Raw genomic sequence first — 14,491 nt, forward strand, 5'->3', positions numbered from 1 at the left:
ACATTTCCTTTCCACAGCAAACACTATTACTATAATTTCACAAATAATAACCATTGAAATAAAGAGCCTGCTATTTTTCCAATTGTAATTGCCATCATCAGCCAAACAATTTGTTGATCAACATGTATTCGTCTTGCCAATATAGGGAATACATTTAGTACCTCTGTTAATGCCGCTGCAAGCATGCCAATAAAAATGCCATGAAACAATCCCCAAACTGCAACAATTAGACTACCACCATTAAAATGAAAAGGAGTAAAGGATAAATATGTACCAAACATCACACCACTTATAACCGCAAATTCATAAAAATGTAGATATTTGTTTGTTTTACTTAGTTGAATCAATCGAGGGATTATACCCAAAACAGTAATAAAAGCTACGAATCCAGTACCTACTACTAAACCAGAAGCTAAGCCTACAATCAGATCAATACTATGATTTATCATTGGACTTCTGATTTAATGGGTTTTCATAATATTGTACATATTGATCAATATCTTGTTGATATTTATACATTTCTATCTCCATCGGACTAGGCTCATCGTTTAACCTTTTTTTAAATAAATAATTAAAAAAAAGAACCATCCCTAATCCTAAACCAATCGAATAAGGTATTTGTAACCAAAGAGGAAATTCGGCTTCCTCTCCTGTTATAAGATAATGCAAGCGCTGTTGCACACTTTGCATACTGACATCATAATGAAAATTCATGATCGCCATTGCAGAACCAATGAATAATAATAACCACACTAGCAGAACAAGCATTAACTTAGAGGTCTGTTTTTTTTTGCTTTTATGAATAATACATTGATTAGGACCAAGTAGTTGAATATCCACATTGGGAAAGTATTGTTGAATAATTTGAATGATTGTCAATGCTTCTATGACTCGAATTTTATCTGCTGCTTTTGTTTGGTGTTGTACTATTATCTGATTACAGCTGGAAACAAGCTCTTCTGGACCTGTCAGAAATGCTACGTCCCTTACAGTGATCGCTTGTGGTGGCTTTATATAAACATATTTTTTTAGTCTCATGTATAAATTATTTTGCACAGCAATACTTCCTTTCCTATTCTCTAATTTAGTATGAGACAAGTACTAAAAATTCATACATTTAGTATGAAACGCTTAGTATTTAGTTGAATCAATTTCTTATCTATAACAAAAAAAACCATTGAAATTTAATTCAATGGTTCATTCTAATACACCTATTTGACTTTTCATCCACTCTAAAATTTTCTTTTCTAATCGGGAGACTTGAACCTGTGAAATTCCGAGTCGTTCCGCTACCTCAGATTGCGTTTTGTCTTGATAATAACGCAAATAAACAATTAATCTTTCTCTCTCGTTCATTTCGCGTATTACTTCTTGAATGGCAATTTTATCAAACCATTTACTGTCCTCATCTGAGATTTGATCGATCAATGTTATTGGATCTCCATCATTCTCGTATACGGTTTCATGAATAGAATGCGGTAACTTAGATGCTTCTTGCGCATGTACAACTTCTTCTATCGTAAGCTCTAACGCTTTAGCAATTTCAGATATTGTTGGTGCTCTTCCTAATAATTTAGTAAGTTCATCTTTTTTTCTTCTTACCTTATTACCAATTTCTTTTAATGAACGGCTTACTTTTAGACTACCATCATCACGTATAAAGCGTTGGATCTCACCAATAATCATTGGTACAGCATATGTTGAGAATTTGACTTCATAGGATAAATCAAATTTATCAATAGATTTTAATAAACCAATACAACCAATTTGAAACAAGTCATCTGGATCATACCCACGATTCATGAATCGTTGCACAACGGACCATACTAAACGAACATTACGTTCCACTAAAATATCTTTAGCTATCTGATCCCCTTCCTGACTTTGGCGAATATACTTTTTAACCTCTTCATCAGTTAGCTGCTTTTCATTTCGTTTATATTTCATCTCCATTGTCTCAACCCCTTAATTACATAAGGATTTGGACTTATTAAAGTATTTAACCAAACGAACCTTAGTTCCTTCTCCAGATTTTGATTCAATATCTACATTGTCCATAAAATTCTCCATAATTGTAAAACCCATTCCAGATCGCTCAAGCTCAGGTTTAGAAGTATATAACGGTTGTATAGCTTCATCGATATTGTCAATACCAATACCATTGTCTTCAATGGTAAGATCAACTTTTTTATCGTCAATCGTACAAGTCATATAGATTAGTTGATTCTCATCATTGTTGTATCCATGAATAATCGCATTGGTTACCGCTTCAGATACAACTGTTTTTATTTCAGTCAATTCCTCCATTGTTGGGTCTAATTGAGCTACGAATGCAGCAATGGTAACGCGAGCAAATGACTCATTAGAACTTACACTAGTAAAAGACAATTGCATGGAGTTCTTCATGATGCTACCCCCAATCTAATTAGGGCATGCATCTCGCTATCTTCCAATCGAATGATTTTAAATAATCCAGATAGTTCAAATAATCGTTTTACCGCTGGAGAAATGGAGCAAGCAATCATTTCTCCTCCCATCTGTTTTATTTCTTTATAACGTCCCAAAATCACACCCAGACCAGAACTATCCATAAAAGTTAAATCTCCTAAGTTCAAAACAACATGTTGCACCTCTACATCATGCAATATTTGTTGCCAGTCTTTTTTAAATTGTTCTGCTTCATGATGATCTAATTCACCAGAAAGTCGAACTAACAAAACATTTTCTCTGACACTCCAGTCTACCTTTAAACTCACGATTTCTCCTCCTCTTTGCCTTTTGATATACATATAACTTAGCTTACTTGTATCCATGCGAAATAAAAAGCAGATCTATATTGCGCACTTCCACTTTTTCTAATTGATGTTTTCTACTAAAAACATCCTGTTTCCTGCACACCGACAAAACTAGTGAATAAGTTACACAAAACTTAATTTTTCACCAATTCTTTCATTGAAAATTTAAATAATTTCCAAACACTTGCTTTTTGGATGGATTCCTCTAGTAATAATGGTGTTTCTGTAATTAGTTTTCCATTATGTTTCACTTGTAAAAGTCCAACTTTACTTCCCTTCTTTAATGGTAGTGAAATGTTCTGATCTATTTTAACTATTGTCTCAATTCCTGATTTATCCATTCCCTTTTCTAGCAATACTGATATAGAATCTCCAGTAATGACGTTGACTTTATTTTTGTCTGCTTTGACCATTGAGATTTGCGTTACAGGCTGATCTTTCTGATACAATAATTCTGTTTTATATTGTGAGAATGCATAGTCCAACATTTGTGTAATAGCCTTATTTCTTTTTTTAGGAGATTCAGCTCCCATTGCAACTGCAATTACACGCATATTATCTTTCTTTGCTGTTGCCGTTAAGCAATACTTTGCCTCGGAAGTGTAACCAGTTTTTAACCCATCAACACCTTGATAGAACTTAACAAGTTTATTCGTGTTAACTAACCAGAACTCATCGTCTGTTCCTTTTCTCAAATAATCTTCATAGATCTTTGTATAATTTGTTATTTTTTCATACTTCAATAGTTCTTTGGCAATCACTGCCATATCATAAGCTGTAGAATAATGATCATCGGCTGGAAGACCTGTTGGATTTTGAAATAAAGTATTTTCTAAACCTAAATCTTTTACCTTTTCATTCATCATGGTGACAAATGCTGCTTCACTTCCTGCAATTCTTTCTGCTAATGCTACACTAGCATCATTCCCCGAAGCAATCGCAATTCCTTTTAACAAATCGTCCACCGACATTTCTTCGCCTTCTTCTAAAAAGATCTGCGATCCACCCATAGATGCAGCGTGTTCACTTATACGTATTTTTTCATCCAACGTGATTTTTTCTTGATCTAATGCTTCCATTATTAATAATAACGTCATCATCTTTGTCATACTTGCTGGTGGTAATTGTTCATGTGCATTTTTTTCATACATGATTCCCCCAGAATCTCTCTCAATTAAAATAGCGGAGCTTGAAGATTCTGCCAAAGACAAATCATTCGTGTTATTTTCATTTGCATGTACCGTTTGAATGGACAACAGAGTAATTAACAATACAAAAAGTGAGCTCATTATTTTTTTCATGTTCGTACCTCCAAATATGTAATGTTCCTATTTTCTCCACAATCATCAATTTTTATAACAAAAAAACTCACTCCATTTAATGAAGTGAGCTTAGGCTCTGGGATGAAAATTAGTATAAATATCTTTTAATCTTGCCTTTGTTACGTGCGTATAAATTTGCGTAGTGGAAATATCGGCATGACCCAACATTTCTTGGACAGAACGAAGGTCAGCACCATTTTCTAGTAAATGCGTTGCAAAAGAATGACGTAATGTGTGCGGTGTAATTTCTTTTTTTATCCCCACTTGTTGTGCTAGTCCTTTTAAAATTTTCCAAAACCCCTGTCTTGTTAAAGGATTTCCATGATGGTTAACAAATAATTGATCCACTTTTTTTTGTTTAACTAATGCTCCTCGAGCGATATTCAAATAATTATCTACCGCTTCTTTTGCTAAATGCCCAAGTGGAACAATCCGCTCTTTATTTCCTTTTCCAACGCATCTAACAAAACCCATTGTTAAGTGCAAGTCTTCCATTTTCAATTGAATCAATTCAGAAACTCTTAAGCCTGTAGCATAAAGCATTTCTAGCATGGCTTTATTTCGAATCATCAAATGAGAATTACCTGATATAGACAATAAATTTTCTACTTCTCGCTTGGATAAAACTTTAGGCAATGTCCGTGCTTTTTTTGGTGTTTCAATATGTAAACTTGCGTCGTGTGGTAAATGATACTCACGCACCATGAATTGATGAAACAGTCGTAAAGTGGACAACATTCTAGCCATCGTGGCCTGTGAACGACCTTGATCATTTAAAAAATATAAAAATTTCAATGTGTGATTTCTCTCTACATGTTCCCATGTTTGTATATGTAACTCTTTCTGTAAAAAATTCATATATTGATTCATATCTCTCTGGTAGGATTGCAGCGTATTAACTGATAGTCCTCTTTCTATTTGCAGATAATGAAAAAAATCTTTTAATGCATCTTGCATTTCTATTCTCCTAATCGAAAAAAAATAGATATCCGATCAATCCATTGATAATCAGTTTGTTGATTTACTTTGACTGCATTACCCTCTGGGGCGTCATATCGATGATAGTCTTCATATTCTTGATGAATGGCTTGTAATCCAAAATAAAAAAGAGAAGTACACAAGATAAATAAAAAAAATAGTTTTATAACATCTTTAGTATATGCTAATAATGAACGCATAATAATTGCTCCTTTTCTAATATATCTTAAAAGTTAAATAAATTTTATCTCTTTTAAAAGATATGCCAAAAAGGAAACATATTATACATCTCTTTTATTAAAAATCAAAAACACAAAAAGCCTTCTAAAAAAAGGCTCTACGACGAAGCTTTCCATTCTTGCTCTTGACATTTTTTACAGATGCCATGAAAGGTAAGACGATGATCTTTCACCTTAAAACCCCAGTCATTTTCAACAATTTCTTCTACATCTTCTAATAAATCATCCATTATTTCTTCAACAGATCCACATTCCGTGCACACTAGATGGTGGTGAAAATGTGTAGCACCTTCCTTACGTAAATCATAGCGTGAAACGCCATCTCCAAAATTTATTTTATCAACAATCTTTAGTTCTGAAAGTAATTCCAATGTTCGATAGACAGTCGCTAACCCAATTTCTGGTGACTTCTCTTTTACTAATAAGTAAACATCTTCTGCGCTTAAATGATCTTCTTCTCTCTCCAGAAGCACTCTAACTGTTGCTTCACGTTGGGGAGTAAGTTTATAACTTTGTGCATGTAGTTGCTTTTTAATACGATCAATTCGATGTTCCATATACGAAACCTCCCTCACACCACAATTATAAGCACAGCTAGAAATGGTGTCAATTAAAATTATTATAAACCAAAAATAATAATCACTTTTAAATTAAAATAATTCTAATATAACCAAGAGATGACCCAATTCATTGTTTGGTTAGAGACAAATGCTTCAATGAGTGAAGCTATCCCTGAACCAGCTATTAATATAACAAAAATTACAATATATTGGACAAGATATTGTCCGATGGGCTCTTTTTGTAATTTTCTTGAAAATATCTTCTGAATGAGTGTTAGAGAAAAAATCATTGCTATTCCACTAGCTAGTAAATAGATAGGTATGATAATTAAGTTTTGAGGTGCTATGGACGCCGCAGAAAATAGTAGTCCACTCCATTCCAATTTATTCACAAAGAAACCAACGGAAAACCCAACAACAACACCTTTAATAAACATAAGGATCCATATAATAGGTAGACCAATAACAGATAAACCTAAAATAAAAAACAAAGCTAAGTACTGAAAATGATAAATAAAAGATGTTTTTAGAATTTCTTGCTTTCCTGCAATGGGACCTTCTACTAATCGATTTAGAAATTGATCTACATAGAAGGATAAATTTTGTTTCTGAATAAAGTCCATACTGTTAACTATAACAGCACCAAAGATGATGCCAATTAAGAATAAAATAATCATAAAAAAGTAGATTAGATGGTATTTTTTTATATGATTGTATACGATGGATCGATTACGATTCATTTATGCTCCTCCGTTCTTACTCTGTATAGTAAGAATCTATGAGGAAAATACGATAAATAGACCAGTGAATCTATAATCTATTCTATTAGCTTGCCATATTTACCTCCGCCACCGGAATGAACACGCTGCATGCCTTTTCGCATTTGTAGTATATGTTTTGTGATTTTTTCTGGTACAACTTCATTTAATTGCTTCTCAGAAGTATGATGAATAATTGCCATTTCTGTCCCAAAAGCGGATAACAATTTGCTGTATGCTTTTGGTCCGAGTCCAGGTATATATTCTAATGGTACTTGATGAATATAAGATGGTCGATCAATATGTTTTATTTGTTTATCCTTACATCCCAACTCTTTAATACGTTCAGCAACTCCCTTAATTATTTTATTCGAACCACAATTGGAACAAACGTCCCCCATTTTTCCTGGAGTAAAGCAATCCTTGCATACCGTATTATAATACTTACCTAAGTGAGGGTTCATACCATAGTTTGTTACCACGCTTCTACCTTTTTCTTTCTGTAAAACAAGAGATAATTCCGAAAATGAAACTTCCTTTACAGCTATTTCTTGATATTCTCGAGCAATTTTTGATAGAGAATGGGCATCAGAATTTGTCAGAAACGTATAGTTATGTAACTCAATAATTTCATCTGCCATATGTGTGTCAGAGCTTAACCCAAGTTCAACTGCATCGATCATTACAGGATCAAAAACTTCTGTTAAGGTACGAAGAACACCTTTGCCGTATAAACTTTTAAAAGGGGTAAAAATATGTGCTGGGATAAACAATCCACCAAGTGCTTTTACTTGTTCTTGCAATTCTTTTCCGCTTCCATAGTATCGTTGTGAACTTAAGTGTATGTTCGTCATTCGCGTGCTAAGCCAAGTAGTAAACCGTCTCATTTGTTGTAATGTTGGTAAATAGCATAATACATGAATTGGTCCAGCGCACGTTTCATCATAGATCTCTATTTCAGCACCTAGAATCAATGTTACTTCTTCAAATCGTATACCTCCATCTTTTAACGCTTCTGCTTTGCCGATTTGTATTAGATCTGATATTTCTTCTTGGACTGCAGGTGCGTGACAATCAATCACTCCTACCATTTGAATTCCTTTATTTCGACTAGCCTCTTTTAAAATATTCGTTAATGTGAGCGACTTTCCGCCAGTGATTTTTACTGGCTTATTGTATTTATCACGACCGATATGCACATGTAAATCTGCATAAATTGTTTTTAACTCCATGAAATCTTAACCTCTCTCGTTTATACGTTCTTTAACATACAAAAGAGCATATGCCGTTTTAGCATCATGAATTTCTTGTTCTGTTAATAATTTCTCCGCTTCAGATAAAGAAATTTCATGTACGGCTACAAACTCATCTTCATCTAATTGTTTTTTTTCTTCTAAACGTGTAAGTTCATCGGTGAAATATACATATAATAATTCATTAGAAAAACCCGGAGTTGTATAAAAAGACGTCACATACTCTAACGTTTTGGTAGTGTAGCCCGTTTCTTCTTCTAATTCTCGTTTTGCGGTAATAACCGGTTCCTCGCCTGGTTCTAGTTTTCCCGCTGGAATTTCCATTATGCTCTTGTTTAATGGTTTTCGATATTGTTCCACCATTAATAACTTATTTGTGTCTGTCACCGCAATAACAGCAACTGCACCAGGGTGTTTAATAATTTCTCTTTTCGAAGTATTCCCATCTGGTAATGTTACATCATCAATTTGCAATTGAACAATTTTCCCATTAAAAATTTGTGTTGTAGAGATTGTCTTCTCCTCAAATTTATTTCCCATGTTTGTTTCCTTCTTTCATTCATATATTATTGCTTATTTTAACATAATGATTGTAATGGTTGTATTTCATTCCTTTTATTTTTAGAATGTGAATGGAAGGAGTGTTTACATTGAAAAAAAATCAATTAGGAAACTCAGACTTGTATGTTTCTGAAATGGGACTCGGATGTATGTCACTAGGTACCGATCAACGAAAAGCAGGTGCTATTATTGATCGAGCAATTGACACTGGAATTAATTATCTAGATACAGCAGATTTATATGATCAAACAGTAAATGAATCGATTGTTGGCCAAGCATTGAAAGGTAAAAGGGAACAAATCATCCTTGCCTCGAAAGTGGGTAACCATCTCCAACCAGATGGAACTTGGTTTTGGGATCCATCGAAAAATTATATAAAAGAACAAGTAAAAGCAAGCCTATTACGATTACAGACAGATTATATTGATCTATATCAACTTCATGGTGGAACAATTGATGATCCAATTGATGAAACGATTGAAGCCTTTGAAGAGTTAAAACAAGAAGGTATAATTCGTTATTATGGCATATCTTCTATTAGACCGAATGTAATTAAAGAGTATGCAAAGCGTTCTTCGATTGTTTCTGTGATGATGCAGTATAGTTTATTGGATCGCAGACCAGAAGAATCTATGCTGGATTTTTTACATCAAGAAGGTATAAGTGTTGTTACCAGAGGTTCATTAGCGAAAGGTTTTCTAACTGACCAAGCGAAAGCAGTGGCAGAAAATAAAGGGCGTGACGGGTACCTCTCCTATTCTAGTAATGAATTAAAAACAATCATTGACGACTTAAGCAAAACAGATTTAGCTAACGAATCGTTAACGTCCACAGCCTTACGTTATGTATTACACCACCCCGCAGTAGCAAGTGTAGTTACCGGAGCTAGTTCGATAAAGCAGCTTGATGACAATATGTCCGCTATCTTACATTCAAACGCATTATCTGAATCATTACATGAGCAGTTACAGAAAATGACGAAAGAAATGTTTTATACCAATCATCGCTAACAAAATTATATATTGGTTTTTTTTAAAAAAGGAAATGGCAAAATATAATTGTAGCTATTTCCTTTTTATTAATGGATCTTTATTTCTTATTAAATTGTTTTTTTAATATCCGTTCTGTCATCTTAGGAAACAAATGATACAATCGACTACCGAACTCCATCCATTTAGGTAAGTTAATTTCTCTTTTCCGTTTGAATAATGCTTGAACAATTGCGTCTACCACATCATTCGAATCTAGCATATAACGTTCTACATTTTTTTGATAATTACCACTTGGATCAGCTGTTTGAAAGAAATTTGTTTTCACAGGACCTAAATTTACAGTTGTCACATACAAATCTCGTTGTTCAACTTCTAAACGTAATGCATTACTAAACCCCAATACCGCATGCTTGGTCGCACCATAAATAGAAGATTTCGGTGTTGCAATTTTCCCAGCAAAGGATGCGATATTGATAATATGCCCTTTTTTAGCTGCTGTTAATAAAGGAAGCAACTGTTTCACACTTTCAATCAATGCGAATACATTTACTTGAAACATTTGTTCCATATCACTTGTCTTTGCTTCTTCTATCGAATCAAATATTCCAAAGCCAGCATTATTAATTAATGCGTCGATTGTTGCATATTGCTTACATATATTTTTTAATGTATTGATCCGTGCTTCTTTATTTGCCAAGTCTACTGAATAAACATCGCATTGTATCGAATAATCGTGTTCCATCGATTGTTTTAACGCGTGAAGTTTATCTGTTGAACGTGCAATCAAAATTAAATTAGCACCGCGAGCAGCCAAGGCTCTTGCTAATCCTTCTCCTATCCCACTTGAGGCACCAGTAATTAAAATCGTTTTATCTGAGAAATTGCGCATCATATCCCCCGTTCTTCTGACCTATCATTCTATATTATAATATAACATGCTTGTTCCTCTCGTCACTACTATTCATTACGATCAACTTTTACTTTGATTGACTTTTTTTTTGAAATATAACACAATCATAAAGAATACCTTGAGTATGGGGTGAAGCGATGAAAACAATTATTTATGCACACAGAGGCGCAAGTAAACAAGCTCCGGAGAACACATTGCCTGCATTTGAACTGGCATATGAATCAGGAGCAGATGGAATTGAAACCGATATCCAATTAACGAAAGATGGCATACCTGTTTTGTTTCATGATGAAAATGTCAGACGAACAACAAACGGGACAGGGTTTATACAGGATTATACCTTTAAGGAGTTACAACGCTTAGATGCAGGTGCTTGGTTTTCAAACAATTATATCAACACATCCATACTATCTTTAGAACAATTTTTATCGTGGATTTCAAATAAAAACCTCCTATTAAATTTAGAATTAAAAACAAACGTCATTCCATATAAGCATATTGAACAAATTGTTTATGAACTACTTGTTAAATATGATAAACTTCGTCATACAGTAATTTCTAGCTTTAATCCTAATAGTTTACTAAAAATGCACCGTATGGATCCTACACTTACAACTGCGTTTTTAACCTCCAACAAAAAAGTAGATTTGATCAATTACACGAAGCAGCTGGGGGCTAAAGGTATTCATATTAAAAATAGATTAGTGAATGAAAGTCTTATTAATAAAGCAAAACAAGAAAATATCTATGTTGCTACATATACTGTCAATCGTCCATCTCAATTGATGCGTTGCTATAAAATCAGATGTCATGCTATTTTCACTGATTTGCCTTATGTTGCAATAGAGACCAGAGAACTATTTGAACAAAATATTATACAGTAATGGAGGATCGTTTATGGAACGCAAATTATTCAGTCCAATTAATTTCCAAGGTGTTACTTTAAAAAACAGAATTGTGATGTCACCGATGTGCATGTATTCCTGTGAGCCTGAAGATGGAACGGTGCAAGATTTTCATATAACACATTATGAATCTAGAGCAGTTGGTCAGGTAGGATTAATTATGTTAGAAGCAACTGCTGTCCAACCAGAAGGTAGGATTTCTACAAAAGACTTAGGCATTTGGAGTGACGATCATATGGAAGGATTAAAAAAAGTTAGTGATCGCATTCATGCTCACGGAGCAAAAAGCAGTATACAATTAGCCCATGCTGGTAGAAAAGCTAATTTACCTAATGATATATTGGCGCCAAGTCCGATTGCTTTTAATGATAATTATAAAACCCCTAACGCAATGTCAAGTGAACAAATTAAGGCAACCATTCAAGCATTCAAAGATGCTGCCAGACGTTCAAAACAAGCAGGATTTGATATAATAGAAATTCATGCTGCACATGGTTATTTGATAAATCAATTTTTATCACCATTATCAAATAAGCGGACAGACATGTATGGTGGTCCAAAAGAGAATCGTTATCGACTGCTATCAGAAATAATAGAGGCAATAAAAACAGTCTGGAACGGCCCAATCTTTGTTCGCATCTCAGCCGATGAATATCATGAATGCGGAAATCAACAGGATGATTTTATTTATTATGCGGAACAATTAAAAAAACAAGGTATTGCTTTGATTGATTGTAGTACTGGTGGTGTTGTTCCTGCAACGATACAACCCTACCCTGGCTATCAAGTACCAAAAGCAGAGGTACTAAAGAAGCAAGTAGCTATCCCAACAGGTGCTGTCGGTTTAATTACATCAGGCATCCAAGCAGAAGAAATCTTACAGAACAAGCGTGCAGATTTAATCTTTTTAGGTCGTGAATTATTACGAAACCCTTATTGGGCAAAACAAGCAGCGGACAAGTTACAATTTGATTTAAGTGCACCCAAACCCTATGAACGAGGTTGGTTATAAATGAAGCTTACATTTTTAGGAACTGGGGCAGGTGTCCCTTCTAAGGAAAGAAATGTTTCTGCTATACTCTTAGATCTTTTACAAGAAAGAGGTACAACATGGTTATTTGATTGTGGAGAATCTACACAACATCAAATCTTACATACAACAATCAAACCGAGAAAAGTAGAAAATATTTTTATTACACATTTACATGGCGATCACATTTATGGATTACCCGGATTTCTAAGTAGTCGCTCCTTTCAAGATGGTACCACTCCGGTGACAATATACGGACCCAAAGGAATAGAACATTTTGTTAGAACGAGCTTAGAAATAAGTGAAACACATTTAAGATATCCATTGTATTTTAAAGAAGTAAACGAAGGAATGATACTTGAGGACAGTGATTTCATCGTTTATGCAAAAAAATTAGAACATGGTATCCCTTGCTATGGTTATCGAATCGAACAAAAGGATAAGCCAGGAGAATTATTAGCTAATAAGTTACAAGCAATGGGTATAAGCCCTGGACCAATTTATCAACAGATAAAAGAAAATGAAACGACGATACTACCTAATGGTCAAGTAATTCAAAGAACTGATGTGCTTGGTGCAGATAAGGAAGGAAATATCATTACCATTCTAGGTGATACACGTTATAATGAAAGTTTAATCGACTTTGTTAAAAACAGTGATGTCTTAGTACATGAGGCAACCTTTGCTAAAGATGAAAAAGTATTAGCACATGATTACTTTCATGCTACAACAGAACAAGCCGCATACATTGCAAATCAAGCAAATGTAAAACAGTTACTACTGACGCATATTTCTTCACGTTATTCTGGAGATAAGAGTGAACAATTACAGACAGAAGCAGCTACGATTTTCTCAAATGTAGAAGTCGCAAATGATTTCTTTGAATATGAAGTAAAAAAATAGCGAAGCAAAAATGCTTCGCTATTTTCTATAGTCATCTAAATAATCCTTCTGAAAACTTGTGCTTGGCTGTGTTTCGTCTTCGGCATGGTCTAATTTCGTAAAAGTATTAACACCATATTTATCCGTTAACTTCTCCATTGCTTGATAAAGCTTTTCTTTGGAAGCTTCTTTCTCATAAGTAAATAAATCTAATTGTTGTGCTGCTTCTTGCTTATCTTGAAGATCCTGTACCGTAATGCCTAACAATCGAATAGGGGCACCATTCCAATGTCGATCTAATAAATCCAACGCATCGTTAAAGACCGTTTCCTCCTCTTCAATATAATGAGATAATTTCTTACTTCTAGTAATCGTTTTTCGATCGTGGAAGCGAATCATTAATTGAAGATGTTGGCCAACAACTCTTTTCCGTTTAAGCCTTGCGGAAACTTTACGCGAAAGTTTCCTAAGTAGTTGTCTAATTTCTTGATCATTTACTGTATCTTCAGGCAAAGTTTCAGAATTTCCAATACTCTTAAAATCATAAACTGCATCAGGATCCACTAAACTAGGATCAATTCCCTTTGCACGATTCTGTAGTCGCTCCCCATTAATTCCAAGCAATCGCTTTAATACATAAGCATCTGCTTCAACTAAATCCTGTATTGTTTGAATATTTATCTTATATAACTTTTCTGCTGTCTTTACTCCCACACCATACATTTCTCCTATAGGAAGCGGCCAAAGTTTATCGGGCAAATCACGTAGTCTTAAGACCGTTATTCCCATGGGCTTTTTCATATCTGAGGCCATTTTAGCTAAGAATTTATTTGTTGCAATTCCTATACTACATGGCAAATCTAGCTCTGATGCTATTCGGTTTTGCAGTTTTTGTGCAATCTCTAAAGGAGAACCTAGCTTCTCACAAGCCGAAATATCCATGTATCCTTCATCAATAGATACAGGTTGAACATAAGGTGTAATATCCGAAAGCATTTTAAACATTGCACTAGAAGCTTTTCGATAACGATCAAAGTTCGGACGCCTGACAATTAAGTTTGGACATAATCGCTTTGCTTCCCAAAGTGGCATCGTTGTTTTTACACCCTTAGCTCTAGCTTCATAGCTACTCGTCACAACAATCCCTCTCCGTTCTTCAGGATTACCCGCGATAGCTAGTGGTTTTCCTTTTAGCGATGGATCGTACGCTGCTTCTACAGATGCATAAAAACTATTCATATCAACATGAAAAATAACTCTGCCGTTTTTTGGATACCATTTAGACATATATCTCTTCCTTTAGGAA

General features: G+C 34.3%; 18 protein-coding genes. 4 read left to right on the plus strand and 14 right to left on the minus strand.

Annotated elements, in window-relative coordinates; all coding sequences use genetic code 11:
- Nucleotides 1-29: 29 nt before the first annotated feature.
- The 12 genes from BN1058_RS04815 to BN1058_RS04870 form a co-directional block, all read right to left on the minus strand.
- Nucleotides 30-449, minus strand: coding sequence for a stage V sporulation protein AB (locus BN1058_RS04815; protein WP_090853637.1), 420 nt, complete (start codon nt 447-449; stop codon nt 30-32).
- Nucleotides 436-1,056 (minus strand): stage V sporulation protein AA, encoded by a 621-nt coding sequence (locus BN1058_RS04820; protein ID WP_255306993.1) that lies wholly within the window; start codon nt 1,054-1,056, stop codon nt 436-438. Before BN1058_RS04820 ends, BN1058_RS04815 begins: the two co-directional genes overlap by 14 nt.
- A 141-nt stretch (nt 1,057-1,197) precedes the next feature.
- Entirely contained in the window at nt 1,198-1,953 is a 756-nt protein-coding gene (gene sigF / locus BN1058_RS04825) for an RNA polymerase sporulation sigma factor SigF (protein WP_090853641.1), read from the minus strand.
- A gap of 12 nt (nt 1,954-1,965) precedes the next feature.
- Nucleotides 1,966-2,406: an anti-sigma F factor gene (gene spoIIAB, locus BN1058_RS04830; protein ID WP_090853644.1), complete on the minus strand. Its 441-nt coding sequence runs from the start codon at nt 2,404-2,406 to the stop codon at nt 1,966-1,968.
- Nucleotides 2,403-2,756, minus strand: coding sequence for an anti-sigma F factor antagonist (spoIIAA, locus tag BN1058_RS04835; protein ID WP_090853647.1), 354 nt, complete (start codon nt 2,754-2,756; stop codon nt 2,403-2,405). Before spoIIAA ends, spoIIAB begins: the two co-directional genes overlap by 4 nt.
- A gap of 173 nt (nt 2,757-2,929) precedes the next feature.
- The gene (locus tag BN1058_RS04840) at nt 2,930-4,096 is read right to left on the minus strand and encodes a D-alanyl-D-alanine carboxypeptidase family protein (protein ID WP_090853650.1); all 1,167 of its coding nucleotides are present in this window, start codon (nt 4,094-4,096) and stop codon (nt 2,930-2,932) included.
- Nucleotides 4,097-4,186: 90 nt separating this feature from the next.
- Entirely contained in the window at nt 4,187-5,074 is an 888-nt protein-coding gene (gene xerD, locus BN1058_RS04845; RefSeq protein WP_090853653.1) for a site-specific tyrosine recombinase XerD, read from the minus strand.
- A 2-nt stretch (nt 5,075-5,076) separates the two neighbouring features.
- Nucleotides 5,077-5,295, minus strand: coding sequence for a DUF4227 family protein (locus tag BN1058_RS04850; protein ID WP_090853657.1), 219 nt, complete (start codon nt 5,293-5,295; stop codon nt 5,077-5,079).
- 137 nt (nt 5,296-5,432) lie between these two features.
- Nucleotides 5,433-5,891, minus strand: a complete 459-nt coding sequence (locus BN1058_RS04855; protein ID WP_090853660.1) for a ferric iron uptake transcriptional regulator — start codon at nt 5,889-5,891, stop codon at nt 5,433-5,435.
- A gap of 104 nt (nt 5,892-5,995) precedes the next feature.
- Nucleotides 5,996-6,634, minus strand: coding sequence for a stage II sporulation protein M (gene spoIIM, locus BN1058_RS04860; RefSeq protein WP_090853663.1), 639 nt, complete (start codon nt 6,632-6,634; stop codon nt 5,996-5,998).
- A 77-nt stretch (nt 6,635-6,711) separates the two neighbouring features.
- Complete coding sequence (locus BN1058_RS04865; protein ID WP_090853666.1) at nt 6,712-7,884, minus strand: endonuclease Q family protein; 1,173 nt, start codon at nt 7,882-7,884, stop codon at nt 6,712-6,714.
- Between the two features lie 6 nt (nt 7,885-7,890).
- Complete coding sequence (locus tag BN1058_RS04870; RefSeq protein ID WP_090853669.1) at nt 7,891-8,445, minus strand: NUDIX domain-containing protein; 555 nt, start codon at nt 8,443-8,445, stop codon at nt 7,891-7,893.
- A 110-nt stretch (nt 8,446-8,555) separates the two neighbouring features.
- Here BN1058_RS04870 and BN1058_RS04875 point away from each other — a divergent pair, with 110 nt between their 5' ends.
- The gene (locus BN1058_RS04875) at nt 8,556-9,476 is read left to right on the plus strand and encodes an aldo/keto reductase (protein ID WP_090853674.1); all 921 of its coding nucleotides are present in this window, start codon (nt 8,556-8,558) and stop codon (nt 9,474-9,476) included.
- Nucleotides 9,477-9,555: 79 nt separating this feature from the next.
- Here BN1058_RS04875 and BN1058_RS04880 read toward each other — a convergent pair whose 3' ends face one another.
- Nucleotides 9,556-10,347 (minus strand): SDR family NAD(P)-dependent oxidoreductase, encoded by a 792-nt coding sequence (locus BN1058_RS04880; protein ID WP_090853677.1) that lies wholly within the window; start codon nt 10,345-10,347, stop codon nt 9,556-9,558.
- 158 nt (nt 10,348-10,505) lie between these two features.
- On the opposite strand from BN1058_RS04880, the gene BN1058_RS04885 reads away from it, so the two are divergent.
- Genes BN1058_RS04885 through rnz form a run of 3 tightly spaced genes read left to right on the plus strand, consistent with a single transcriptional unit; the run spans nt 10,506 to nt 13,206 of the window.
- The gene (locus BN1058_RS04885) at nt 10,506-11,252 is read left to right on the plus strand and encodes a glycerophosphodiester phosphodiesterase family protein (protein ID WP_090853679.1); all 747 of its coding nucleotides are present in this window, start codon (nt 10,506-10,508) and stop codon (nt 11,250-11,252) included.
- Nucleotides 11,253-11,265: 13 nt separating this feature from the next.
- A complete protein-coding gene (namA, locus tag BN1058_RS04890) occupies nt 11,266-12,285 on the plus strand; it encodes an NADPH dehydrogenase NamA (RefSeq protein WP_090853681.1) in 1,020 nt (339 codons plus the stop codon).
- Nucleotides 12,286-13,206 (plus strand): ribonuclease Z, encoded by a 921-nt coding sequence (rnz, locus tag BN1058_RS04895; protein ID WP_090853684.1) that lies wholly within the window; start codon nt 12,286-12,288, stop codon nt 13,204-13,206.
- A gap of 18 nt (nt 13,207-13,224) precedes the next feature.
- Here rnz and BN1058_RS04900 read toward each other — a convergent pair whose 3' ends face one another.
- Nucleotides 13,225-14,472: a DNA polymerase IV gene (locus tag BN1058_RS04900; RefSeq protein WP_090853687.1), complete on the minus strand. Its 1,248-nt coding sequence runs from the start codon at nt 14,470-14,472 to the stop codon at nt 13,225-13,227.
- Nucleotides 14,473-14,491: the final 19 nt, after the last annotated feature.

Source organism: Paraliobacillus sp. PM-2 (assembly GCF_001368815.1).
Taxonomy (GTDB): domain Bacteria; phylum Bacillota; class Bacilli; order Bacillales; family Amphibacillaceae; genus Paraliobacillus.

Excerpts from the sequence above, each read along its gene's own strand:
- BN1058_RS04815 (WP_090853637.1), bottom strand. The coding sequence starts at position 449 with ATGATAAATCATAGTATTGATCTGATTGTAGGCTTAGCTTCTGGTTTA.
- sigF (WP_090853641.1), bottom strand. The coding sequence starts at position 1,953 with ATGGAGATGAAATATAAACGAAATGAAAAGCAGCTAACTGATGAAGAG.
- spoIIAB (WP_090853644.1), bottom strand. The coding sequence starts at position 2,406 with ATGAAGAACTCCATGCAATTGTCTTTTACTAGTGTAAGTTCTAATGAG.
- BN1058_RS04840 (WP_090853650.1), bottom strand. The coding sequence starts at position 4,096 with ATGAAAAAAATAATGAGCTCACTTTTTGTATTGTTAATTACTCTGTTG.
- xerD (WP_090853653.1), bottom strand. The coding sequence starts at position 5,074 with ATGCAAGATGCATTAAAAGATTTTTTTCATTATCTGCAAATAGAAAGA.
- BN1058_RS04850 (WP_090853657.1), bottom strand. The coding sequence starts at position 5,295 with ATGCGTTCATTATTAGCATATACTAAAGATGTTATAAAACTATTTTTT.
- BN1058_RS04855 (WP_090853660.1), bottom strand. The coding sequence starts at position 5,891 with ATGGAACATCGAATTGATCGTATTAAAAAGCAACTACATGCACAAAGT.
- spoIIM (WP_090853663.1), bottom strand. The coding sequence starts at position 6,634 with ATGAATCGTAATCGATCCATCGTATACAATCATATAAAAAAATACCAT.
- BN1058_RS04865 (WP_090853666.1), bottom strand. The coding sequence starts at position 7,884 with ATGGAGTTAAAAACAATTTATGCAGATTTACATGTGCATATCGGTCGT.
- BN1058_RS04870 (WP_090853669.1), bottom strand. The coding sequence starts at position 8,445 with ATGGGAAATAAATTTGAGGAGAAGACAATCTCTACAACACAAATTTTT.
- BN1058_RS04880 (WP_090853677.1), bottom strand. The coding sequence starts at position 10,347 with ATGCGCAATTTCTCAGATAAAACGATTTTAATTACTGGTGCCTCAAGT.
- BN1058_RS04885 (WP_090853679.1), top strand. The coding sequence starts at position 10,506 with ATGAAAACAATTATTTATGCACACAGAGGCGCAAGTAAACAAGCTCCG.
- namA (WP_090853681.1), top strand. The coding sequence starts at position 11,266 with ATGGAACGCAAATTATTCAGTCCAATTAATTTCCAAGGTGTTACTTTA.
- rnz (WP_090853684.1), top strand. The coding sequence starts at position 12,286 with ATGAAGCTTACATTTTTAGGAACTGGGGCAGGTGTCCCTTCTAAGGAA.
- BN1058_RS04900 (WP_090853687.1), bottom strand. The coding sequence starts at position 14,472 with ATGTCTAAATGGTATCCAAAAAACGGCAGAGTTATTTTTCATGTTGAT.